The following is a 22,092-nucleotide window of genomic DNA, read 5'->3' as shown; positions in this document are numbered from 1 at the left end:
CGCCGACCGACAAGGAGGCGTCCGCACGGCACGCCCCCTTTCTGCCGGCAAGCGCCCGTTTACTGGTACACCACGCTGTAGGTCAGCGACGAGTCGGCCGCACCCGCCGATACCGCCCCCGTGGCGTAATAGCGCACGACATGGGTCAGGCTGGCCCCGCCTTCGCTATTGAGCTGCACGCTGTTGATCGTGCTGGCGTCGCCGATCTTGACCACCGTGCCGTCGGCATTCAGGAGCTGCAGCTGCACGTTACTGGCGTGGTTGGTGCCGGTGACGTTCAGTCGGCCGGTAGCCATGTCGACGTTGGGGCCTGCCTCGAAATACATCTTCACGGCGCCCTTGGCGGTATCGGCGGAGCTGCCGCTGCCCGCCTTGCAGTTGGTGAGGGTGACCGTGAAGGGCGTATCGCCAGCGGTGACGCCGGCGCTCTTGAGCTGGGTGGCACTGACCGGAGACAGCGCCACTTTGACGTTGCCGCCGAGGTCGTTGCCGGTAATGGTGCAGGTGGTGCCCACCACATTGCCCGTGATCGTGATGGTGCCGTCGGAGGCCTGGGCCACCGGAACCAGCGCCAGCGCAACCGCACCGACCAGGGCAGCTTGCACAAAGTGCTTCATGACGAAATTCCCGTTTCGAAATACATAGCCGGACTGACATCTGATGGGGGCGCTCCGTGCCGGCGGTATCGGAGCGGTGGACAGCATCGGGAGTCCCCCTGCCGCGCGGTACTGGAAATTTCCAAGAGGCCCCCGGGCATGCGACTTCTGGAAAATTCCAGGTGCGCGGCCGCGCAAAAAACAAAACGGCCGGAGCGCAGGCTCCGGCCGTTTTGTGATGGTGCTCGTATGGACCTGCACGCTGGAATTTTCCCGCTACGTGCCGCGGCCTCCGGAGCCTACGCTTCGCTCACCGCCACCACTCGGAGAAACACGATGTACACCACCCGCCACGAAGTCCGTATCGCCGATTTCCGCCAGCAGCGCGACCGTTGCATGAAGGCCGCCCGCGTCGCCCGCGTGCTGCAATGCGACGACCTGGCGATCGGTATGGTTTGCGAAGCCCGCGACCTGCACCAGCAGTTGGTCCGTGCCATGCGCCAAGACAAGCACGTTGCCGCCTGACCGCCACCGAGGAACGGGCCGCCCCCCGGCGACCACCTTCAAGATGCCAAGTGATGACTGCGCGCGTACTCGTACAACTCGGCATCGCTCTTGAGGCCCAGCTTCCGCTTGGCGGACACCTTGGCGAAACTCACGGCCTTCACGGTGCGATGAAGCAGCTGGCCCACTTCGGTGGGGGTCATGCCGCTGGCCAGCAGTCGCAGCACCTCCTTCTCGCGCGGGCTGAGCTGGGGCGCATGCTCGCTTTGCTGGGCGGTAAGGCCCTGCTCTTCCAGCGCGGTGCGCAATTTGCTGCTGAGATAGGCCTTGCCCTTCATGGCGGTTCGCACGGCCGCCATGAGCTCGCCCATTTCCGCGCCTTTCTCCACGATGCCGCGCACGCCGTCGCCCAGGATGGTGCGCAACAGGCCCGGGTTGCTCATGTTGGTGAGCACGACGATGGGCAGTTCCGGGTACCTGCGCCGTATCAGGCCGAGCATGGCCAGGCCGTCGGCCTGGCCGCCGCCGGGCATGGCGAAATCCGTGACCAGCGCATCACAGGGTGTTTCGGCTAAAGTCCGGAACAGTTCCTGAGGATTGCGTGCTTCGCCCGCCACCACCGCACCGCCCTGTTCGATCATCATGCGGCAGCCCAGCAGGACGATGGGGTGATCGTCGGCAATCACGATACGTAAGGTCATGCGTTGTCCTTCACGGCATAGGATGGGCCATGTTAAGGCGTTGGCTTGTTGGTTTCGCCCTGCTTGCAGCGGGCATCGTCGGCCCCGGTACGGCCAGGTCGGTCACGCTCACGCCCGAGCAGCGCGGCTGGCTGGACGGGCACAAGACCCTCACGGTCGGCATCTCCACGGAAAACCGCCTGCCCTACGAAGCGTACTGGAACGGACAACTGCAAGGGCTCGGCCCTGAATACCTCGGCGCGCTGGCCAACGCCCTCGGCGTGAACGTGCGCCCGAAACTCTACACCAACCGTCCCGCCCTGATGGCCGCCATGTGCCGCGGCGAGGTGGACCTGGCGATGAACGTCGCCATGACGCCGGAGCACACCCAGTGCATGGCGTTCACCCTGCCCTATGTGGACGTGGAGCCGGTGATCGTGGCGCCCAGGGACGACCTGCGCTACCACTACGACAACGCCCTGCCCCAGGCGCACATCGCCTACGAGGAAGGCGGGCGGACCGAGAACGGGGTCCGCCGGCGCATACCCAGCGCCGCCGGCATCCCGGTGGCGGACGTGGCCGCGGGCCTGCAGGAGGTGACGCAAGGCCGCGCGGACGTGTTCCTGGGCGACCCTTACGCGGTCGCGTCCGTGCTGCGGGGCCGGGGGGACAGCGGCCTTGGCATCTACGCGCAGAGCCTGATCGCCGCCGAGACCCTGCACTTCGCGGTGCCGCGCGACCGCCTGCCCCTGCTGGGCGCGCTGGACGCGGCGCTGGCGCAGATGCCGCCCAAGCAGAAACAGGCGATCCAGTCCCGCTGGCTGAACACCGCGGTGGACATGGGCAAGCACAGCAGCGCCCTGAACCTGACCCAGGAGGAGCGCCGCTGGCTCGCCTCGCTGCCCCCGCTGCGCGTGGGTTTCGACACGAGCTGGGCGCCCATCGCCTACGTGGACGCGAACGGGCGGCCCAGCGGCATCGCCTCGGATTATCTGGACCAGGTGGCCGATGCACTCGGCCTCCGCTTCACCTACGTGACCAGCACAAGCTGGAACGACACGCTCGAACTGGCGCGCAACGGCAAGGTGGACCTGATCGCGCCCCTCAACGCACGGCCCGACGCGCGCGACAACCTGATCCACACCCAGTCGTTCATCACCCTGCCGGACGTGATCGTGGTGGCGCAGAACCGCGCGCCGCCCCTGGCGATGGACGACCTGGCCGGCCAGCGGGTGGTCGTCTCCGACACCTCGGAGATCCCCGAGTCCATCAAGCGGCGCATGCGCGGCGCCAGCGTGACCCTGGCCGACAGCACGCAGCAGGCCCTGGCGATGGTGGCGGAGCACCAGGCGGACGCCTACATCGGCAACGCGGCGGTGGTGGACCTGCTGATCCGCGGCAGCTACGCCGGCTCGCTGAAGATCGCCGCACCGGCGCAGATCGTCAGCGAGCAGACCATCGGCGTCGGCCGCCCCTACGCACGCCTGGTGCCCTACATCAACCGCGCCCTCGCCAGCATTCCGGAAAAGGAGCGGCAGCGCATCCGCAGCACCTGGCTCTGGTCCGTCTACAACAGCGGGCTGTCGTGGCGCACGCTGTGGAAGACCGCCTTGTGGATCAGCCTGGGCGCCTTGATCGTGATCGGCGTGCTCCTGGCCGCCCACCTGCGCCTGCGCCGCGAGATCCGCCGGCGCGTGAACGTCGAACGCGAGCTGGCCGACCAGCTCAGCTTCCGCGAAGCCCTGATGGCGTCGATTCCCTTCCCCCTGATGGCCAAGGACAGCGAGAACCGCTACATCGCGGTGAACAAGGCCTACGAGCAGAGCTTCGGCCTGAAGCGCGAGGCGATGATCGGGCACACCACGCTGGAAATGGCCCAGTACGACGACGAGTGGAGCGTACGCTTCCACCGCCTGGGCGCGGAGGCCCTGCACACCGACAGCCCCTATCACTGCGAACTGCGCCTGCCGGACAACTCCGGCAGGACGCGCTCGTGGCTGTACTGGCTGCGCCCGTTCAAGCTGTCCACCGGGCGCACCGGCGGCCTCCTCGGCGTGATGGTGGACGTCAGCGACATCCGCGACGCCGAGCGGCGCGCCAGCGCGCTCGAACAGCGCCTCAAGCGCATCACCACCAACCTGCCCGCGGTGGTGTACGAATTGCGCCGCACCGCGGAGGGCGAGGTGAGTTTTCCCTACGTGGCCGGCAACACTCTGGGCATCTGGGGCATGACCCCGGAGGACATGGAGGCCGACGCCCTGGCGAGCCTGGCGCGCGTGCACCCGGACGACCGCACCCTCGTCCTGCAGACGGTCGAGGAATCGGCCCGCACCCGCGAGCCGTACTCGATCGTGTACCGCAGCATCGCCCACGACCGCGTGCGCTGGATCCGCGCCAAGGCCACGCCCTACGAGGAAGGCGGCGACGTGTTCTGGAGCGGCATGTGGTCGGACATCACCGAGTTGCGCGACCAGGCCGAGGCGCTGGCCGTCGCCAAGGAGGAAGCCGAGGCCGCGGCGGCCGCCAAGGCCAGCTTCCTCGCCACCATGAGCCACGAGATCCGCACGCCGATGAACGGCGTGCTCGGCCTGCTGGAACTGCTCGGCCAGGGCCCGCTGACGGCCGACCAGCAACGCATCCTGGGCATGATGGACGACTCGGCCCAGGCCTTGATGCAGATCCTCGACGACGTGCTGGATTTCTCCAAGATCGACGCCGGCCAGCTGATGCTCGCGCCGGTGCCGACCGACCTGCGCGCGCTGATCGACAACGTGCTGGGCGTCGCCTCCACCCTGGCGCACGAGAAAGGGCTGTACGTGCGCAACGTCGTCGACGCGGCGCTCGCGGCGGAGCTGATGGTCGATGGCGTGCGCCTGCGGCAGATCCTGTTCAACCTGCTCAGCAACGCCACCAAGTTCACCGAGGAAGGCGAGATCGGCGTGCGCCTGGAAGTGCTGCCCTCCGTGCCGGGCCGGCAAAACCTGCGCCTGACCGTGCACGACACCGGCATCGGCATGACGCCCGCGCAGCAGCGCCGGCTGTTCGAGCCCTTCGTGCAGGCGGACGCCAGCATCACCCGCCGCTTCGGCGGAACCGGCCTGGGCCTGACCATCTGCCAGCGGCTGGTGAACATGATGCACGGCATGCTGACCATGCAAAGCACGCCCGGCGCCGGCACGGCCATCGCCATCGAACTGGGCCTGCCGGTGCACCGCATGAGCCTTCCGGCGCCGCTGGAGGGCTACCGCGCCGTGCTGGAGCTTTCGAACAGGGACGCCGATGCGCTGGCCGGCATGCTGATCCCGCTCGGCGTGGCGCGGGAATACCGCCCCGGGCACGCCTCGCTGCGCTTCATCGACGAAATGGACAGTGAAACGATGCAGCGCGAAGGCACGCCGCCCACCGTCATCGTCACCGAAGAGCCCAGCCCGCTCGGCTACACGGTGGAGCCCGACGGCACCTGCATGCTGAGCCGCAACCCCCTGTCGTGGGCGGCGGTAGCCACCTGCTGCCGGCTGACGCTGGAACTCGACGCGCCGGCCGTGCCGGCCGCCCCGCCCCTGCCGGCGCGGCGCAGCGCGCAGCAGGGCCTGGTGCTGGTGGCCGAGGATCACCCCACCAACCGCGCGCTGCTGCACGAGCAGCTCGACCGCCTGGGCTACCGGCATCTGATCGTGAACGACGGCGTGGAGGCCCTGGAAGCGCTGGAGCGCGAAGCGGACTTCGCGCTGCTGATCACCGACTGCAACATGCCGCGCATGGACGGCTATACGCTCGCCACCGCCATCCGCGGCACCGAGGCGGCGGGCCGCCGCCTGCCCATCCTCGCGCTGACCGCCAGCGCCCTGCCCGACGAGGCCGAGCGCTGCGCCAAGGCCGGCATGGATGCCCTGGTCCTCAAGCCCACCAGCATGAGCACGCTGCACGAGGCGCTGCTCCGGTGGATGCCCGCCGGGGAACCGGAGGCGGCCGCGCCCGGCGGCGTGCCGTCGAAGGCCGCACTGTCGGCGGTCGAAGCCACGCTGGACCGGCTGTTCGGCAACGATGCCCGCCGCGCCGAGCTGATCGCCGGCTTCATCACCAGCACGCGGGACGACCTGGCCGCGATCGAGGGCGCCGTCCACCGCCGCGATGCGGCCGAGGCCGCGGCCGGCCTTCATCGCATCAGCGGCGCCATCAAGATCTTCGGGGCGGACGCCCTGGCCCGGCAGGGCGAGCAGCTACGGCTGGCGCTGCTCCAAGCCGGCCTGGCCGGACAGGACGCGGCGCTGGCGGACTTCCGGTCCGCCGTGCTGGCGCTGGCCGAGTCGCTGTGCGCCCCCGTGGGGCCCGTTTGAGCGTTCCTGTGCCCGGGGGCCGTTCAAGCCTGCGCGAACGGGAACGCCAGCACCTCGGCGATGGCGTCGGTGCCGGCCAGGCCCATCAGCAGGCGCTCCATGCCCAGCGCCACGCCGGCGCAGTCGGGCAGTGCGTCGAGCACGGCGAGCAGGGCCTCGTCCAGCGGCACCTCGCGCAGGCCGCGGGCGCGGCGCACGGCGTTGTCGCGCGTAAAGCGCGCGCGCTGCTCGGCCGCGTCGTTGAGCTCGTGGTAGCCGTTGGCGAGTTCGTAGGGGCCCAGGTACAGCTCGAAGCGCTCGGCCAGCGGCGGGTCGCCGGGGCGGATGCGCGCCAGCGCGCACTGGCTGGCCGGGTAGTCGTGGATCACCGTGATGCGATCGCGCGGGAAGTTCGGCTGCAGGCAATGGGTGAGCAGGAGGTCCAGCCAGTCGTCGCGGCCTAGGCCCTCGGGCCCGATGCCGTAGCCGGCCAGCGGCGCGCGCAGCGCCTCGGGCGGCGCGTGGATCGGGTCCAGGCCCAGCTCGTCCAGGAACAGCTGGCGATAGCTCTGCACCAGCACCTCGGCACGGCGCCCGTGCAGCGCGAGCGCGGCCTGCACCAGCTCGATGGCCTCGTGCATCAGGCGGCGGTGGTCCCAGCCCACGCGGTACCACTCGAGCATGCTGAACTCGGGGTTGTGGCGGCCGCCGGCCTCGCCGTTGCGGAACACCCGCCCCAGCTCGTAGCAGTCGCCCAGCCCGCCGGCCAGCAGGCGCTTGAGCGGGAACTCCGGCGAGGTGCGCAGCCAGCGCTCGCGCGCGCCGGCGTCCACGTGGCCGCTGAAGACGGTGCTGAAGCTCTCGATGTTGGGGTCGGTGTTGCCGGCGGCGGAGAGGATGGGCGTTTCCACTTCCAGCACGCCGCGCTCGGCGAAGAAGCCGCGCACCAGCGCATAGAGCCCGGCGCGCCGGCGCAGCGCCTCGTGCATGCCGGCCTGGTCCATCGCCGTTTCGTTCACGCCCTGCCCTCGTGCTCGGCCAGCAGCGCCAGCAGCTGCGCCTCCTCCCACACCGGCACGCCCAATTCCCGCGCCTTGTCGAGCTTGGAGCCGGCCGCCTCGCCGGCCACCACGAAGCTGGTCTTCTTCGACACCGAGCCGGCCACCTTGGCGCCCAGTGCCTCCAGCCGCGCCTTGGCCTCCTCGCGGGTCAGGCCGGCGAGCGTGCCGGTGAGCACGGCGGTCTGCCCGGCCAGTGGCGCGGCCTCCGCCGTGGCGCTGGCCGGGGTCGCGGCCAGCAGCCGCTGCATGGCGGCCTCGGCCTCGCGCAGCGCGGCCACGGCGGTGGGTTCGGCGAGATGCGCCTCGAGGCTGCCCGCGGCGGCCTGCGGCAGGCCCGCGGTGATCCAGTGCGCGGCGCCGCCGGCGAGCAGCCTGTCCAGCGTGGGGAAGTGCTGCGCAAGCAGCGCGGTGCGCTTGGGGCCGAGGTGGAGCACTTTGGCCGTGTCCAGCAGGGTGGCGAGGTTCAGGCGCTCGCGCAGGCGCGGGTCGGGGTCGGTCTCGTCGGCAAAGGCGATGCCGTCGGCGAGCAGCGCATCCACCACCTGCTGGTTGCCCTCCTGGGCGAAGAAGCCGGCGATGGAGGCGGCCACCTCGTCGCCGATGTCGGGCAGCACGCGCAAGATGGGCGCAGGCATGCTGCGCACGATTTCGAGCCGGCCGAGCCAGAGCGCCAGCGTCTTCGCCGTGCTCTCGCCGATGTGCATGATGCCGAGCGCGTAGAGGAAGCGCGCCAGCGTGGTGCGGCGGCTGGCATCGATGCCCTCGATCAGGTTCTCGGCCCACTTGGTGGCGATCTTGCCCTGCTTCACCGTCTCCGGCGTGGTGCCGTCGCGCTCGTCGGCGCGGCGCTTCATGGCGAGGAAATCCTCCAGCGTGAGCCGGTAGAGGTCGGCCGGCGTGTGCACGTAGCCGAAGTCCACCAGCGCGTCGACGAAGCGCGTGCCGACGCCTTCGATGTCCATCGCGCGGCGCGAGGCGAAATGCAGCAGGGCCTCCTTGCGCTGCGCCGCGCAGACCAGGCCGCCGGAGCAGCGCCAGGCCGCCTCGCCTTCCTCGCGCAGCAGCGCGGAGCCGCATACCGGGCACCGCGCCGGCATCTGCCACGGCATCGCGTGCGGCGGGCGCGACTCGGGCATCACCCGCACCACCTCGGGGATCACGTCGCCGGCGCGGCGCACGATCACCGTGTCGCCCACGCGCACGTCCAGCCGCGCGATCTGGTCGGCGTTGTGCAGGGTGGCGTTGGTGACGGTGACGCCCGCCACCTGCACCGGCGCCAGGCGCGCCACCGGCGTGGCCGCGCCGGTGCGGCCGATCTGGATCTCGATCGCCTCCACCGTGGTGGTCTGCTCCTGCGCCGGGTACTTGTGCGCGATGGCCCAGCGCGGCGCGCGCGCCACGAAGCCCATCTCGCGCTGGCCGGCGTAGTCGTCGAGCTTGTAGACCACGCCGTCGATGTCATAGGGCAGCGCGTCGCGGCGCGCGCCGACGCGGCGGTAGTAGGCGATCAGCCCCTCGAAACCCTTGGCCACGTCCACCTCGGCGGACACCGGGAAGCCCCACTCGCGCAGCCTGCGCAGCGTGGCCGAGTGCGTGGGCGGCAGCTCGCCGCCCTCCACCGCGCCCACCGCGTAGGCGAAGAAGCTCAGCCGCCGCCTGGCGGTGATCGCCGGGTCGAGCTGGCGCAGCGAGCCGGCCGCGCCGTTGCGCGGGTTGGCCAGCGGCTTCTCGCCGTGCGCGCGGGCCTGCGCGTTGAAGGCCTCGAAATCCTTGTGCAGCATGATCACCTCGCCACGCACCTCCAGCACCCGCGGCCAGCCTTCGCCGCGCAGGCGCAGCGGAATGGCGCGCACCGTGCGCAGGTTGGCGGTGACGTCCTCGCCGCTGGCGCCGTCGCCGCGGGTGGCGCCCTGCACGAAGGCGCCGTCCTCGTAGCGCAGGCTGATCGCCAGCCCGTCCAGCTTCGGTTCCACCGAGAACACCGGCGCGCGCCGGTCCAGCGTCTGCTCGATGCGTCGCTCGAACTCGGCCACCTCGCGGAAGCGCTCGCGGTCGTCCTCGCCCTCCTGCTCGAAGGCGTTGCTCAGCGAGAGCATGGGCACGGCGTGGCGCACCTCGGCAAAGCCGCCGGCGGCGCGGGCGCCGACGCGGCGGGTCGGCGAATCGGGCACGGCCAGCTCGGGATGCGCGGCCTCGATGGCCTCCAGCTCCCGCATCATCGCGTCGTAGGCGGCGTCGGTGATGTCCGGGTCGTCGAGGACGTAATAGCGGTAGTTGGCCTGGTCGAGCTGCGCGCGCAGCACGGCGGCGCGCGCTTCGGGGGATGCGGATGCGGAAGCCTGGTTCATCCGGAAAGTGTAGCGGCAGCCCCTGCCGCCGGGCGGCTCCCGGATTAAGCGGAACGAAAGGCAGCTGGCCTAGCGTTCGCCATCGGGGTGATAAAGGCGACCCGCTGTGGGGAGGGTCGGCCATGCGCACGCGACAGTGGCTGGCGGGTCTGGCGATGCTGGCGGCCACGGGCTCGGCCTGCGCCGGCGGCGGCCCGCTCGGCATCGATCACCGCCTGCATTACGACAACCGCGGCATCTGGGCGCGCCGCAACCAGCAGGCGCTGCTGTACGGTGCCATCGTGGCCGCCGGTGCCGGCGCGGTGGCGCTGGGCGACCAGGACGAGTTCGGCGACACCCTGTGGCGCTCGGTGGACGCCATGCTGGTGACCGGCGTGGGTACCACCGCGCTCAAATACGGCTTCCGCCGCGAACGCCCCTCGCAGACCGACGACCCCCCAACCGTTTCTTCAAGGGCCACGGCCAAAGCTTCCCCAGCGGCGAAGTCGCCACGCTGGCCGCGGCGGTGACGCCGGTGATCGTGCGCTACGGCGACGAGCACCCGGCCGTCTACGCGCTGGCCCTGCTGCCGGCCTACGACGCGGTGGCGCGCATGCCGGGATTGTTGTTTCGCCACGCAACGGTTCCTTCCCGTGCCGTCAGCCATGTCCCATCATCCATTTCGTACACTCGCGTCATCCCCTGGGTTGCGATGAGGCGGGTCACTTTCTTGTCGGATAAGACGTCCATATCGCTCTCCTGTTATCAATCAGCCATACGGGTTCGGATGCCCACGCTGCAATCGGTCCTCACCGGCTTGCACCCCTTGCCATTGGAACGGTGGCAGGCTTCCATCGCCCTGGACTGCGCCTGACTCTGGGCTTCAGGGTCCAGGCTGCCGCCGCCAAAGAAGTGCCCGGATTCGTCTCGGACCAATGCCATGCAGCCATCCCCCTGCTGCACGAGCACGGCGCAGTCTTTCTCATTGCAGTCAGCCTTCTGATTCGCCCACATCGCTTCCGGCGAACGGTCTCCATGGGCAAAAATGAACTTGCCGGTTCGCTGATTCGAAAGCAGGGTGTTGACATACTCTGGGACAGTCCAGCGAGCATCCAGGTCCGCAGCAAGGCCGCTGGCAGGCAGGGGCAGGCGCTCAATCTTCTGGTCGTAGCGCCCTTCCGATACGGTCAGCCGCGTTGCGGTGGTGACATGCCACGTACCCGCCTTGCGCACGAAATCGAGTGTGGAGGTTGAAGGCTTTTCCCCGCCATCCATCTGGTCGATGTGGATGTGACCGGGAGTGACCTTGAGATAATCGCCGTCGAAGGGGTCATCATGGAACTGGCTGCACTTTGAGCAGGCAATAAGCTTCTCGCTCGAAAAATCAGGGCGGAACTTTCCGTTTTTTTCCCCGAACACCACGAGGGTCCGGTGGCGAACCCCTGCCTTGTCGGGGACGGTATCGAACACCGCCGCTGCATCAGCGTCGGGTTGGCTGCCACTGGCGGTGTAGGCGAGAAGTGAGGTTCCGGACGGTGCGGCGACCTTGACCTCCGGCGGGACCTCTGATGATGGCGACGCCAGCGCGATGACTGGGACGGCGAGAAAGGCCAGGAGCACGCGGGCTGCTTCCACAGAATTCCTTTCTGTTGCTGTCGGAGCGGAGGTTTCAGTCTAGTGAAGTTGGCCTCGCACCAACTGCGAACCCGCTCACTCCGGCATCTCCGTCGGATGAGGGCGCTGCGTTCGCGCGGCGCACACACCGGCGCACTGCGGATGAAACGCGGCAGGCCTCGCGCCGCCGCATGCGCCTCGTATAACGGGCCATGCGGTTATCATGGCCGGCCCATGCCCAACGACAACGCCAGCCTTGCGCCCACCGGGGAGGACCTCGCCGCCGTCCCGGCGCCTGCCCCGCCCTACGGCGAGAGCCACCGCCGCCTGATCTGGCTGGTAGCCGCGGCGTTCTTCATGCAGGCGCTGGACTCCACCATCGTCAACACGGCGGTGCCAGCGATGGCCGAGGCGCTGGCGGTGACGCCGCTCAGCATGCGCAGTGCGCTGACCAGCTATGTGCTGACCCTGGCCATCCTGATCCCGGCCAGCCCGTGGCTGAGCGACCGCTTCGGCACCCGGCGCGTGTTCGGCGCGGCGATCGCGATATTCGGCATCGGCTCCCTGCTCTGCGGCATCGCGCAGACGCTGCCGCAGCTGGTGATGGCGCGGGTGATCCAGGGCATCGGCGGCGCAGTGCTGATGCCGTTGGGCCGCTACGTGGTGGTGCGCAGCTTCGACAAGCGCGAGTTCGTGCGCGTGATGGCCACTATCGCCACCTTCGGCCTGCTCGGCTCGGTGCTGGGCCCGCTGCTGGGCGGCGCGCTCACGCAGTTCACCAACTGGCGGCTGATCTTCCTCATCAATGTGCCGATGGTCGCCGTGGGCCTGTGGCTCAACCGGCTGCACATGCCCGATTACCGCCTGGAGCAGGCGCAGCGCTTCGACCTCGCCGGCTTCGTGCTGTTCGCGGCGGCCTCCGCCCTGCTGCTGGTGGCCGCCGAGCGCGCTGCCGACCCGGCCGTGGACTGGGCGCGCGTGGGCGGCTGCGCCGCGCTGGCGCTGCTCTCCGGCGCCGCCTACGTGTGGCACAGCCGGCGCACGGCCTACCCCGTGGCGGACCTCACCCTGTTGCGCGTGCGCAGCGTGTGGGTGGCGCTGGCCGGCAACCTGTTCACGCGGCTGGGCGTGTCGGGCATGTTCCTGCTGCTGGTGCTGTTCCTGCAGGTGGGCTGCGGCTGGCCGCCGCTGCTGGCCGGCCTGATGATGGTGCCGCAGGCGCTGGGCTCGATCAGCGCCAAGTGGCTGGTCAACCGGCTGCTGCAGCGCTTCGGCTACCGCCGGCTGCTGTTCGGCAACACCCTGATCGTGGCCGCGCTGCTGGCTTCCTTCGCCCTGTTCGGCCGCAGCACGCCGATGTGGGCGATCGCGCTGATGGTGTTCCTCTACGGCAGCTTCATGGGCATGCAGTACACGGCGATGAACGCCCTGGTGTACCAGGACCTCGACGTGCGCCACGCCTCGATGGCCTCGTCGATGGCCTCCACCATGCAGTACCTCTCCATGAGCTTCGGCATCGCGCTCTCCACCGTGCTGATGGAGGCGCTGCTGCAGGGCCATGCGCAGTCCGACTACGTGGTGGCGTTCCGCTGGACGGTGCTGCTGCTGGCCGCGATCACCGCACTGGCCAGCCGCGTCTTCAGCCGGCTGGGGCCGGAGCCGCCGGGGCAGCCGCTGGGGGCGGGCGCCGCCTGAGGGCACCACGGCCGAGCGTGTAGCATCGGCGCATCCCTTTCGGACGGCACCGCCCATGCATCATGCCAGCGACATCCTGCTGACCTTGTTCGTCGTCTTCCTCGCCGCGCAGATCGGCGGCGAGATCGCCCAGCGCCTGAAACTGCCCGGCGTGGTCGGCGAGATCGCCGCCGGCGCGGTGATCGGCCCTTCCGTGCTCGGCTGGATCACCCCCGCGCAGATCGCCGCCGGCACGCCGCTGGACGTGCTGGCCGAAATCGGCGTGGTGCTGCTGCTGTTCGCGGTGGGCCTGGAGACGCGGCTGGAGGACCTGAAGCGCGTGGGCCTCACGGCGTTCCTGGTCGGCATGTTCGGCGTGCTGGTGCCGTTCGGTCTGGGCGGCCTGTGGGCGCACGCCAACGGCTATGACTGGGGCAAGTCGCTGTTCATCGCCGCCGCCTTCGTCGCCACCTCGGCCGGCATCACCGCGCGCGTGCTGCAGGAGCTGGGCGCGCTGCAGCGGGTGGAGAGCAAGGTGATCCTGGGCGCGGCGGTGATCGACGACATCCTCGCCATGCTGCTGCTCGGCGTGGTGGCCTCGCTGCAGGCCGGCGACGGCTTCGACCCGGTACACCTGCTGCTGGTGCTGGCCGGCGCGGTGGGTTTCATCGCGGTGATCGGCCTGGGCGGCGCGCGCATGATGCGCTGGAACTCCACCTGGCTCGACCGCCCGCGCAACCCGCTCTCGCCGCTGCTGATCGTGCTGGCGCTGTGCCTGGGGCTGGCCTACGTCTCCACGCTGTTCGGGCTGGCCGCGATCATCGGTGCCTTCCTCGCCGGCATGATCGCCTCGGAGACGCGCCAGCAGCATCTGCTGGAGCAGCAGGTGCAGCCGCTGCTGGCCCTGCTCACGCCCTTCTTCTTCGTCATCACCGGCAGCAAGATCGACCTCGCCCAGCTCGGCAACGCCGAGGCGCTGCTGACGCTGGCCGTGGTTACCGCCATAGCCATCGTCTCCAAGCTGGTCGGCGGCTTTCTCGGCGCGCTGCCGCTGGGGCGCCGCGGCGCCCTCATCGTCGGCTTCGGCATGGTGCCGCGCGGCGAAGTGGGCGTGGTGATCGCCAGCCTCGGCCTCGCCGCCGGCGTGTTCAGCGACCGCACCTACGCCATCATCGTGGCGATGTCGCTGCTCACCGCGATGGTCACGCCGCCGGTGCTGGCCTGGCTGCTCAGGCGCTCGGCGTCGGCCGGCTGAGGCGCGCCGCCGCGGCCTTGCGCCACGACCCGAGCAGGTAGAGCGCGTTGAGCACGCTGACGCCGGCCACGGCCATCACGTAGTACGCCGGCGCCATCGCGCCCAGGCGCGCGGCGAGGTAGCCGATCAGCGGCGGCGTGATCGCCCCCGCCAGCGCATAGGCCAGGTTGTAGGACAGCGCCAGGCCGGAATAGCGGATGGCCGCCGGGAACGAGGCCACCATCACCGCCGGCACCACGCCCGCCACGCCCGCGCCGAAACCGGCCAGCGCGTACAGCGGCAGGAAGTGCGCGCCGCCGGCGGCGAGGTCCACGTACAGCGCGTACACCGCCGCTGCCAGCCCCGCCGACCACGCCAGTAGGGTGCGGCCGATGCCGAGGCGGTCGCTCGCCCAGCCGCTGGCGAAGCAGCCGGCGATCAGGCAGAACGCCGCCAGCACGTTGCCGCGGAAAGCCAGCTCGGCCGGCAGGTGGAACGCGCTCTGGATCAGCGTGGGCGTCATCAGGATCACCACCACGATGCCGGCGGTGAGGATCCAGGTGGCCAGCATCGAGGCGAGCACGCCACCGCCGTGGCGGGTCAGCACCAGCTTGATCGGCAGCTCGCCGGCCAGCTGGCGGTTGGCGCGCATCGCCGCGAACACCGGCGTCTCCTCCAGCCAGCGGCGCAGCCACACCGAGATGAAGCCGAACACGCCGCCCACCAGGAAGGGGATGCGCCAGGCGTGGTCGAGGATCTCCGCCGCGCTGAAGTACTGGTGGAGGCCGGCCGCCATCAGCGCGCCCATCAGCGTGCCGGCGTTGATGCCGCCGCTCAGGCTGCCCACTGCGAAGCCCATGCGCCCCGGCGGCGCGTGCTCGGCCACGAACACCCAGGCGCCAGGCATCTCGCCGCCGATCGCCAGGCCCTGCAGCATGCGCAGCAGCAGTAGCAGGATCGGCGCCAGCGCGCCGAGCTGGGCATAGGTCGGCAGCAGGCCGATGCAGAAGGTGGGCAGCGCCATCAGGAACACGCTCAGCGCGAACATGCGCTTGCGCCCGGTGCGGTCGCCGAAGTGCGCCATCACCACGCCGCCCAGCGGCCGCACCAGGTAGCCGGCGGCGAAGATGCCGAACACCTGCAGCTGCGCCAGCCAGGCCGGCATGTCGGCCGGAAAGAACAGCTGCCCGAGCACCTTGGTGAAGAACACGAACACGACGAAGTCGTAGAACTCCAGCGCACCGCCCAGCCCGGACAGGGTGAGGACGCGGGCGTCGTTGCGCGTGGCGACTGAAGAGGTCATGGATTACCGGCAGGATCGTTGGCGAAGTGCGCCACGATACCGCAAATGCTGCTCCGCAGCACGGACGGCTAAGCGGCCAGACGGCCAAACCGGTGGCTGCACGGCAGGAACGGCGGCCGCCGCCGCCCTTTCCTGGCCCGCCGGACAGCGCCCATGCGGTGCGTGCCGGAACCTTGCGTGCGCCGGCGCCCGGATGCGCCGGCGAGGCGAAGAACGGCCCGGTTCCGTCGCCGGTCCCGGGCCCCGCCGTCTCGGCGCAAGAGGCGGACGCCCCGCACGGGACGCCCGGCCTTGGGGAGGGCGGCGGGACGGCAAGGCGCCCCGCCGCGCGCTTACTGCGGCGCCTTCAGCGGCGCGATGGTCTGGTCCAGCAGCGACCAGTAGGTGGTGGTGTACGGCACCATCTGCTCGGCGTAGTTCCACCAGAAGAAGCCGCCGACGAACTTCGGGTCGGTGAACGTGTTCACCATCGGGTAGTAGGCCTTGATCAGGCCCGATTGCACCGACCACGGCGCGGACAGGCTGGAGGTGCCGATCTCGCCGAAGCCCACCTCGGCGTTGGGGAAGAGGCTCTCCAGTGCCGCGAAGTCGCTGCCCCACGAGGGCGACAGCCCCGGGCAGTCCTGGTACGGGTAGTAGCTGAAGAAGGCGTAGTCCGTGCCCTGCCGGACGGTGGAGGAGAGGAAGCTGGTGGGCCAGGTCTTCCAGTAGTCCTGTGGCTTCTCCCAGCAGTTGGTGCCCTTGCTGTCGTCGTTGTAGTAGAGCGTGACGGCGGTCTTGCCGCCCACGCCCTTCACGATCGCATGGGCGGCCGCCACCATCTGGCCGATGGCCGCCTCCTCGGCGTTGACGGTGGTGCTGCCGCCGCTGGGATGCGGCCGCAGCCATTCGCCGTTGATCTCGTTGGCGATCTCCCAGATGTCGACCACGCCGTCGAGGCCGTACACCAGTTCCTTGGTGCGCGCCTTGTAGGCGTCGAGCGTGGTCGGAAAGTAGTCCGAGTCCAGGATCTCGCCCATCACGTAGGCGACCTGGTGCAGCTTGACCAGGTAGGGGTAGTACTCGCTGGCGCTCATGTCCGGGTCGAACACGACGCGCACGGTCGGCTTGTAGGGCAGCTTGGCGAGCGAGGTGACGATCGCATTGATGCGCGAGGGATCGTCGATGGTGACGCCGTAGATCGGCGCCTTGGGCGTGGCCGCCTGGGCCTTGGCATTTTGCGGGAGCGCGGCCGTGGCGGTGTAGAGGGCGGTGGCGACGGCGAGGGGTACGAGCAGGGTTCTTGCGGCGCTTGCGGTTTTTTTCATGACAAGGATTTCGTTTTCTTGGGCAATCCTGGCCCCGGTTGTGAGCGGTGGCGACAACACATCGGCCACGGCCCGGAACGGAAGCCCCGCAGGAAAAGTTGGCGGGACCGGGCTCGGGTCGTGCTCTCTCCGAGCACAAGGTGACGATCGTCCATAGAAACGCTTCCCGGCCCGCCGGCGTTGCGGACGGAACTGGGAACGGGGACGCCAATCAGCCAGCGGGAACGACGAGCAGTGGGCACCGGGCGCGAGGCCGAGCGTCCGTCGCCTCATCGTTCGACTCGCGCATGCCTGGCAGGCTGGGAGCCGACTGTTCACGGGGATCTAGGACGCGTGAAATGTCGCTGGCGATCGCAAGCTATCACGCTACCGTTAACTGAAAGCCAACCAAAAAATCAAGCCTTAGCAATGATTTAACGACGGCATGGGCGTTTTGTGCAAAGGCCGGGGTTGTTTGCCGAGCGCATGCTCCGCCGCTCATCGCCCCGCCCGGATGGGGTGGGATGGGATGGGCGCGTGCCGGCGACGCTTGGCCGGCTATTCGGCCGCACCGCCGGACGACAGACCCACCCGCCTGCCCGAGCTACCATCGGTACCTGCCTGGGGTTCCTGCATCCCGCCGGGGTCGGGTCGCATGCTCGAATTGATCGTCCATATCGAGGCGCAGCGGGACGAAGCGGCGCTGCTCCGTTTCGCGTTCGGCCTGGCGCGCCGGCATCGCGCCCATCTCACGGGCATCCGTATCGTGGCCCTGGACGCCATGCTGATCGCCCTGCCCGATGCCCTGACCGTGCTGGAGGACGAAGAGCGTATCGCCCGGTCGAGGCACGACTGGTGGCTGGAGCAATGCCGGCGCCACGGCGTGGAAGGCGACTGGGAGGTGCACCGTGGCTTCTATCCGAATGTCCTGGCGCGTCGGGCAAGCCTGTCGGACCTGATCCTCGGCTCGCTCTCCGCCCGCGATGCGAATGTCCTGCCCGGCCTGGGCCTGGGCCTGCTCGGCCGGACGATCGTCATCGACTCCGCGCCCTTGCTTCTGGTGCCCGATACCTGGGAGGGCGGCCACGGCGGCGTAGAGAAGATCGCGATCGCATGGAACGGATCGGCGGAAGCGGCCCGCGCGGTCCGGGCGGCGCTGCCGTTGCTGGCCGCGGCGAAAGAAATCGTGGTCCTGGATGGCGAACAACCTGCGCAGGCGGACGAACACCACCCCGCTCTGCCGCTGCGCGCCTGGCTGGCCCGGCAAGGTTTGGCATCGCAGTGGCTGCCGCTGGCCGCGGCCGGGGACAAGGGCGAGGCGATCCTCGCGAAGGCGGCCGAGGCGAAGGCCGACCTGCTCGTCATGGGAGCATGGGGGCACTCGCGCATGAGCGAGCTGCTGCTCGGCGGCGTTACCCGCTACGCCCTGCAGCATAGCCGCCTGCCGCTGCTGCTCGCCCATTGAGGCGTCCCGGTTCGTCGCCGGGCCGTGCCGGTGCGCGTTGGCCCATGCTGCGTGCCGCGCGGACGTGGCCAGGCCCGGGAGCCTGCCCCTCGCGGGGCCGGCGTTCAATCCAGCAGGATCGGCTCGTGCATGCCGGGCATGTGGGTGGCGATGCCGCGCTGGGCGAGGCATTGCGCCATCGCCTGCAGGCCCCGCTCGTACTCGCCATGGACCAGGAACACCTTGCGCCGCTGCTGCGGCCCGAGCCAGTCGAGCAGCGCCTGCTGGTCCGCATGGGCGGAGAAGCCGTTGATGGTCCACACCTGCGCGCGCACCCGGATGTCCTCGTTGAAGATGCGCACGTTGTCGGCGCCGTCGATGATGCGCCGTGCCAGCGTCCCCTCGGCGGCATAGCCCACGAACACCACGCTGCTGCGCTCGCGCCACAGGTTGTGCTTGAGGTGGTGGCGGATACGCCCGCCGTTGCACATGCCCGAGCCGGCCAGGATCACCGCGCCCCCTTCCACGCCGTTGATCGCCATCGATTCGGCCGTCTCCCGCGTCATGTGCAGGCCCGGCATCGCGAACGGGTCGCCGCGATGCAGCTCGTCGAGCAGCGCCTGGTCGAAGCACTCCGGATGGCGGCGGAAGATCTCGGTGGCCGAGATCGCCATCGGCGAATCGAGGAAGACCTGCACGTGCGGCGGGATGGCACCGTCGAGCATGCCGCGGTGCAGGTGGTAGAGCACCTCCTGCGCCCGCTCCAGCGCGAAGGTGGGCACGATCACGTTGCCGTGCCGCCCGACGGTTTCGCGCACGGCCTGGTGCAGCTCGGCGACGGAGTCGGGCAAGGAGCGGTGCCGGCGGTCGCCATACGTGGTTTCCATCACCACGTAGTCGGCCTCCGGCGCGGGCAGCGGATCGCGCAGGATCGGCCGCCCGGGGCTGCCCAGGTCGCCGGAGAACAGCACGCTGCGCCGCGTGCCGCCATCGTCCAGCTCGAGCAGGATGGAGGCCGAGCCGAGGATGTGGCCGGCGTCGAGGAAGCGCGCGCCGATGCCCTCGGCCACCGCCACCGGCTCGCCGTAGCGCACGTCGTCGTCGAAGAACTCGAAGGCATGGAAGGCATCGTCGAGCGTGTACAGCGGCTCGGCCGGCGCCTCGTCGCGGCGGCGCCCGATGCGTTGCTGGCGGCGGGCCTCCTCCTCCTGCAAACCCGCCGCGTCGACGAGCACCACCCGGGCCAGCTCGCGGGTCGCCGCGGTGGCGAGGATGCGGCCGCGGAACCCCTCGCGCACCAGCCGCGGGATGCGCCCGCAATGGTCGAGATGGGCATGCGTGAGCAGTAGGGCGTCGATGCCCGCCGGGTCGAAGCCGAACGGCCCGGCATTGGCCTGCTCCAGCTCGTGGCCGCCCTGGAACAGGCCACAGTCGATCAGCACGCTGCGGCCGCCGCAGCGGACCAGGTGGCACGAGCCGGTGACTTCCTTGGCCGCGCCGTGGCAACTGTAGACGATCATCGTTCGTCCCTTCGCCGGCCTGCACCGGCATGCATGAGGCCCGCCGCAGCCGGCGCGGCCGTCGCCTTGCCCACGGTCAGCCGGCCGAACGGCGCGTGCGTAGCACCGGCAGCGCCGCCGCGATGTCGGCGCTGAGATCGATCGCGGCGGCGGGACCGGGAATGGTGTTGCTGGTGACCACGTCGGCGACGCCGGCGCGCCGCAGGGCCGCCAGCGCGTCGTCGGCGAACACGCCGTGCACGGCGACGCACAGCGGCGGCGGCAACCCGGCCGCGCGCAGCTGCCCCACCGTTTCGAGCATGGTGTGGCCGCTGGCGATGAGATCGTCCAGCAGCACCGGCGTGCGGCTGCGCCAGGTGTGCAGCGCGGGCAGGTGGACGCGCACGGCCCGGTCGCCGTCGCGCTGCTTGCTGGCGATCAGTGCCGGCGCACCGGCCAGCACGGCGACCTGGCATGCCCACTGTTCGCTCTCCCCGTCGGGCCCCACGATCAGCGGCTGGCGCACGTTGGCGCGGACCCACTCCGCCAGCCGCGGTGCCGCATGGATCACCTCACCCTGCGGCAGGCCGGCGTCGGCCAGCGAGCGGTGGCGGTGCAGGTGCGGGTCCACCGTCAGCAGCCAGTCGAACGTCTGGCCGAGCAGCCGGCCGAAGATCCGCGAGGACACCGCCTCGCCGGCATGGAAGCGCGCATCCTGGCGCATGTAGGCCAGGTAGGGCGCGACCAGCCCGACCCGTGCCGCGCCCAGTTCGCGCAAGGTGTCCGCTGCCGCCAGCAGCGGCCACAGCTTCGGATCGGGCCGGTCGAGGGTGCAGACCAGGACCGCCTCCTCGCCCGGTGGCGGCGGCTCCAGCCGCACCAGCGATTCGCCATCGGGAAAGCGGTGCAGATCGAGCGCCCGCACCGGCAGGCCAGCGTGCCGGGCCAGCCGCCCGGTGAAATCCTCGTTGCCCGGCAGGGCGTAGAGCACGCGGTTCATGGCGGGACCACCTCGACGATGCGGGGATGACGCGAAACGTATTCCAGCGCGTAGGCCAGTTCGCCGCGGCTCTGCGCATGCACGGTGAACAGCGGCTGCCCGACGTCGACCCGGTCGCCCAGGCGTACGTCCAGGCTGAGCCCCGCCAGCGGCGCCAACGGTGCGCCGGCCAGCTTGGCCGTGCGCGAGAGCTGGCGGTTGTCGATGGCGGCCACGCGGCCGGCCAGCGTGCTGGCGACGGGGTATTGCTGCGCCGCCCTGCCCGGCTCGCGCAGGCCGCCCTGGGCCGCGCAGATCGCCTGGAACTGCGTCCACGCCCGGCCGCTGGCCAGCGTGCGGGCGGCCAGCAGGTACGCATCGGCCTCGTCGTGCAGCAGGCCGCCCTGCCGCAGCAGCGCCGCGGCCAGCAGCAAGGCGCGATCGCGCAAGTCCGCCGGCGCTTCGGGCCGGCACTGCAACACCGCCAGCACGTCGTGCGCTTCCAGCGCCGGGCCGATGCCGCGCCCGACCGGCTGGCCGCCATCGGTGAGCAGGGCCTGCAGCTGCAAGCCGAACCCCGCCGCCACACGCTGCAACAGCTGCGACAGCGACCGGCCCTGCTGCGCGTCGCGCACCTTGGCCGTGGGCCCCATCGGAATGTCGATCAGCACGTGGGTGGAGCCAGCGGCGATCTTCTTCGACAGCACCGAGGCCACCAGCTGGCCTTCGCTGTCGATGTCCAGCGCGCGCTCGACCCGGATCAGCACATCGTCGGCCGGGCTCAGGTTCATCGCCCCGCCCCATACGATGCAGCCGCCGGTGCGCTCGACCACGCTACGCATCTGGCCGAGATCCAGCTCGACCGGCGCCAGCACGGCCATGGTGTCGGCGGTGCCGGCCGGCGAGGTGATCGCGCGCGAGGAGGTCTTGGGCATCACCAGTCCGAGCGCGGTGACGATGGCCACCACGATCGGCGTGGTGCGGTTGCCGGCGAGGCCGCCGATGCAGTGCTTGTCGACCACGACCGGGTTCGGCCAGTGCAGGTGGTTGCCGCTGTCGACCATGGCCTCGGTGAGCGCCATGATCTCCTCGAAACTCAGGTGCCCGTCCGAGCAGGCGGTGATGAAGGCCGCCAGCTCCATGCCCGAGTAGCGGCGCGCGGCGACGTCGCGCATCACGGCGCGGATCTGCCCGCTCTCCAGCGCATGGCCGTAGATCTTGGCGCGCACATGGGCCAGCGACTCCACGCTCGGCGCGTGCGCGAACACCACGCGCTCGTCCGGGCCCGGCCGCAGCCGCAGCCACGCCGATTCGGACAGGCCGGCCTCGTCCGCCGCCAGCAGCTCGCCATGCACCACGTTGAGCATGGCCTCGATGCGCCGCTCGCCTATCCGCAGCTCGATCCGGCTGTGCGCGCTGAAGCCCTCGGCCCGGCAGATCGGCGAATCGCTGCGCAGGTACGCCACCAGCTCGTCGCCGGTGTCGATGCCGAGCCGGCGCAACCGGCTGCCCGGCAAGGCCAGGCGGGGAATCTCGGGAACCGCGGCGGCAGTGGATGGCGCAGGCATCGATGCA

The 22,092-nt window shown here is 70.2% G+C and carries 17 protein-coding genes; 6 read left to right on the top strand and 11 right to left on the bottom strand.

Annotated features, from left to right (window positions below):
* Positions 1-59: 59 nt before the first annotated feature.
* Positions 60-617: a fimbrial protein gene (locus ACH65_RS02480; protein ID WP_049620987.1), complete on the bottom strand. Its 558-nt coding sequence runs from the start codon at positions 615-617 to the stop codon at positions 60-62.
* Between the two features lie 315 nt (positions 618-932).
* Between ACH65_RS02480 and ACH65_RS02475 the strand changes: the two genes are divergently transcribed.
* Positions 933-1,121: a hypothetical protein gene (locus ACH65_RS02475; protein WP_049620986.1), complete on the top strand. Its 189-nt coding sequence runs from the start codon at positions 933-935 to the stop codon at positions 1,119-1,121.
* A 38-nt stretch (positions 1,122-1,159) separates the two neighbouring features.
* Here ACH65_RS02475 and ACH65_RS02470 read toward each other — a convergent pair whose 3' ends face one another.
* Complete coding sequence (locus ACH65_RS02470) at positions 1,160-1,801, bottom strand: response regulator (RefSeq protein ID WP_049620985.1); 642 nt, start codon at positions 1,799-1,801, stop codon at positions 1,160-1,162.
* Positions 1,802-1,830: 29 nt separating this feature from the next.
* Between ACH65_RS02470 and ACH65_RS02465 the strand changes: the two genes are divergently transcribed.
* Positions 1,831-6,117, top strand: coding sequence for a transporter substrate-binding domain-containing protein (locus ACH65_RS02465; protein WP_049620984.1), 4,287 nt, complete (start codon positions 1,831-1,833; stop codon positions 6,115-6,117).
* A gap of 23 nt (positions 6,118-6,140) precedes the next feature.
* Here the strand turns inward: ACH65_RS02465 and epmA are convergent, their stop codons facing one another.
* Together epmA and ligA are read right to left on the bottom strand one after the other, a co-directional pair.
* The gene (epmA, locus tag ACH65_RS02460; protein ID WP_153242443.1) at positions 6,141-7,085 is read right to left on the bottom strand and encodes an EF-P lysine aminoacylase EpmA; all 945 of its coding nucleotides are present in this window, start codon (positions 7,083-7,085) and stop codon (positions 6,141-6,143) included.
* Positions 7,086-7,111: 26 nt separating this feature from the next.
* Positions 7,112-9,505: an NAD-dependent DNA ligase LigA gene (ligA, locus tag ACH65_RS02455; RefSeq protein ID WP_049620982.1), complete on the bottom strand. Its 2,394-nt coding sequence runs from the start codon at positions 9,503-9,505 to the stop codon at positions 7,112-7,114.
* 122 nt (positions 9,506-9,627) lie between these two features.
* Here ligA and ACH65_RS02450 point away from each other — a divergent pair, with 122 nt between their 5' ends.
* Entirely contained in the window at positions 9,628-10,014 is a 387-nt protein-coding gene (locus ACH65_RS02450; RefSeq protein ID WP_053096120.1) for a hypothetical protein, read from the top strand.
* Positions 10,015-10,078: 64 nt separating this feature from the next.
* Here ACH65_RS02450 and ACH65_RS19545 read toward each other — a convergent pair whose 3' ends face one another.
* Both ACH65_RS19545 and ACH65_RS18430 read right to left on the bottom strand, forming a co-directional pair.
* Complete coding sequence (locus tag ACH65_RS19545; RefSeq protein ID WP_153242436.1) at positions 10,079-10,234, bottom strand: hypothetical protein; 156 nt, start codon at positions 10,232-10,234, stop codon at positions 10,079-10,081.
* 15 nt (positions 10,235-10,249) lie between these two features.
* Entirely contained in the window at positions 10,250-11,119 is an 870-nt protein-coding gene (locus ACH65_RS18430) for a DUF4189 domain-containing protein (protein ID WP_153242435.1), read from the bottom strand.
* A gap of 213 nt (positions 11,120-11,332) precedes the next feature.
* Between ACH65_RS18430 and ACH65_RS02445 the strand changes: the two genes are divergently transcribed.
* Together ACH65_RS02445 and ACH65_RS02440 are read left to right on the top strand one after the other, a co-directional pair.
* Positions 11,333-12,793 carry an MFS transporter gene (locus ACH65_RS02445; RefSeq protein WP_049620981.1) on the top strand — a complete coding sequence of 487 codons (1,461 nt, stop codon included), beginning with the start codon at positions 11,333-11,335 and terminating at the stop codon, positions 12,791-12,793.
* Between the two features lie 55 nt (positions 12,794-12,848).
* Positions 12,849-14,027 (top strand): cation:proton antiporter, encoded by a 1,179-nt coding sequence (locus ACH65_RS02440; protein WP_049620980.1) that lies wholly within the window; start codon positions 12,849-12,851, stop codon positions 14,025-14,027.
* Here ACH65_RS02440 and ACH65_RS02435 read toward each other — a convergent pair.
* Positions 14,002-15,309: an MFS transporter gene (locus ACH65_RS02435; protein WP_049620979.1), complete on the bottom strand. Its 1,308-nt coding sequence runs from the start codon at positions 15,307-15,309 to the stop codon at positions 14,002-14,004. The genes ACH65_RS02440 and ACH65_RS02435 overlap by 26 nt on opposite strands.
* A gap of 332 nt (positions 15,310-15,641) precedes the next feature.
* Positions 15,642-16,616 (bottom strand): hypothetical protein, encoded by a 975-nt coding sequence (locus tag ACH65_RS02430; RefSeq protein ID WP_049620978.1) that lies wholly within the window; start codon positions 16,614-16,616, stop codon positions 15,642-15,644.
* A gap of 634 nt (positions 16,617-17,250) precedes the next feature.
* Here ACH65_RS02430 and ACH65_RS02425 point away from each other — a divergent pair.
* On the top strand, positions 17,251-18,060 hold the full coding sequence (locus tag ACH65_RS02425) for a universal stress protein (RefSeq protein ID WP_049620977.1): 810 nt from the start codon (positions 17,251-17,253) through the stop codon (positions 18,058-18,060).
* 104 nt (positions 18,061-18,164) lie between these two features.
* On the opposite strand, the gene ACH65_RS02420 is transcribed toward ACH65_RS02425, so the two are convergent.
* The 3 genes from ACH65_RS02420 to ACH65_RS02410 form a co-directional block, all read right to left on the bottom strand.
* A complete protein-coding gene (locus ACH65_RS02420; protein WP_049620976.1) occupies positions 18,165-19,559 on the bottom strand; it encodes an MBL fold metallo-hydrolase RNA specificity domain-containing protein in 1,395 nt (464 codons plus the stop codon).
* Positions 19,560-19,635: 76 nt separating this feature from the next.
* Entirely contained in the window at positions 19,636-20,538 is a 903-nt protein-coding gene (locus ACH65_RS02415; protein ID WP_049620975.1) for a ribose-phosphate diphosphokinase, read from the bottom strand.
* Positions 20,535-22,085 (bottom strand): thymidine phosphorylase family protein, encoded by a 1,551-nt coding sequence (locus tag ACH65_RS02410; RefSeq protein ID WP_053096115.1) that lies wholly within the window; start codon positions 22,083-22,085, stop codon positions 20,535-20,537. Before ACH65_RS02410 ends, ACH65_RS02415 begins: the two co-directional genes overlap by 4 nt.
* Positions 22,086-22,092 lie beyond the last annotated feature (7 nt).

Source organism: Frateuria defendens (genome assembly GCF_001182895.1).
Classification (GTDB): Bacteria; Pseudomonadota; Gammaproteobacteria; order Xanthomonadales; family Rhodanobacteraceae; genus Frateuria_B; species Frateuria_B defendens.
The sequence above is the reverse complement of the archived record's forward strand: the minus strand, read 5'-3'. Positions and strand labels throughout refer to the sequence as shown.

Excerpts from the sequence above, each read along its gene's own strand:
- ACH65_RS02445 (WP_049620981.1), top strand. The coding sequence starts at position 11,333 with ATGCCCAACGACAACGCCAGCCTTGCGCCCACCGGGGAGGACCTCGCC.
- ACH65_RS02430 (WP_049620978.1), bottom strand. The coding sequence starts at position 16,616 with ATGAAAAAAACCGCAAGCGCCGCAAGAACCCTGCTCGTACCCCTCGCC.
- ACH65_RS02475 (WP_049620986.1), top strand. The coding sequence starts at position 933 with ATGTACACCACCCGCCACGAAGTCCGTATCGCCGATTTCCGCCAGCAG.
- ACH65_RS02450 (WP_053096120.1), top strand. The coding sequence starts at position 9,628 with ATGCGCACGCGACAGTGGCTGGCGGGTCTGGCGATGCTGGCGGCCACG.
- ACH65_RS02420 (WP_049620976.1), bottom strand. The coding sequence starts at position 19,559 with ATGATCGTCTACAGTTGCCACGGCGCGGCCAAGGAAGTCACCGGCTCG.
- epmA (WP_153242443.1), bottom strand. The coding sequence starts at position 7,085 with ATGCACGAGGCGCTGCGCCGGCGCGCCGGGCTCTATGCGCTGGTGCGC.
- ACH65_RS02440 (WP_049620980.1), top strand. The coding sequence starts at position 12,849 with ATGCATCATGCCAGCGACATCCTGCTGACCTTGTTCGTCGTCTTCCTC.
- ACH65_RS02480 (WP_049620987.1), bottom strand. The coding sequence starts at position 617 with ATGAAGCACTTTGTGCAAGCTGCCCTGGTCGGTGCGGTTGCGCTGGCG.
- ACH65_RS02435 (WP_049620979.1), bottom strand. The coding sequence starts at position 15,309 with ATGACCTCTTCAGTCGCCACGCGCAACGACGCCCGCGTCCTCACCCTG.
- ligA (WP_049620982.1), bottom strand. The coding sequence starts at position 9,505 with ATGAACCAGGCTTCCGCATCCGCATCCCCCGAAGCGCGCGCCGCCGTG.
- ACH65_RS02415 (WP_049620975.1), bottom strand. The coding sequence starts at position 20,538 with ATGAACCGCGTGCTCTACGCCCTGCCGGGCAACGAGGATTTCACCGGG.
- ACH65_RS02470 (WP_049620985.1), bottom strand. The coding sequence starts at position 1,801 with ATGACCTTACGTATCGTGATTGCCGACGATCACCCCATCGTCCTGCTG.
- ACH65_RS19545 (WP_153242436.1), bottom strand. The coding sequence starts at position 10,234 with ATGGACGTCTTATCCGACAAGAAAGTGACCCGCCTCATCGCAACCCAG.
- ACH65_RS02465 (WP_049620984.1), top strand. The coding sequence starts at position 1,831 with ATGTTAAGGCGTTGGCTTGTTGGTTTCGCCCTGCTTGCAGCGGGCATC.
- ACH65_RS02425 (WP_049620977.1), top strand. The coding sequence starts at position 17,251 with ATGCTCGAATTGATCGTCCATATCGAGGCGCAGCGGGACGAAGCGGCG.
- ACH65_RS02410 (WP_053096115.1), bottom strand. The coding sequence starts at position 22,085 with ATGCCTGCGCCATCCACTGCCGCCGCGGTTCCCGAGATTCCCCGCCTG.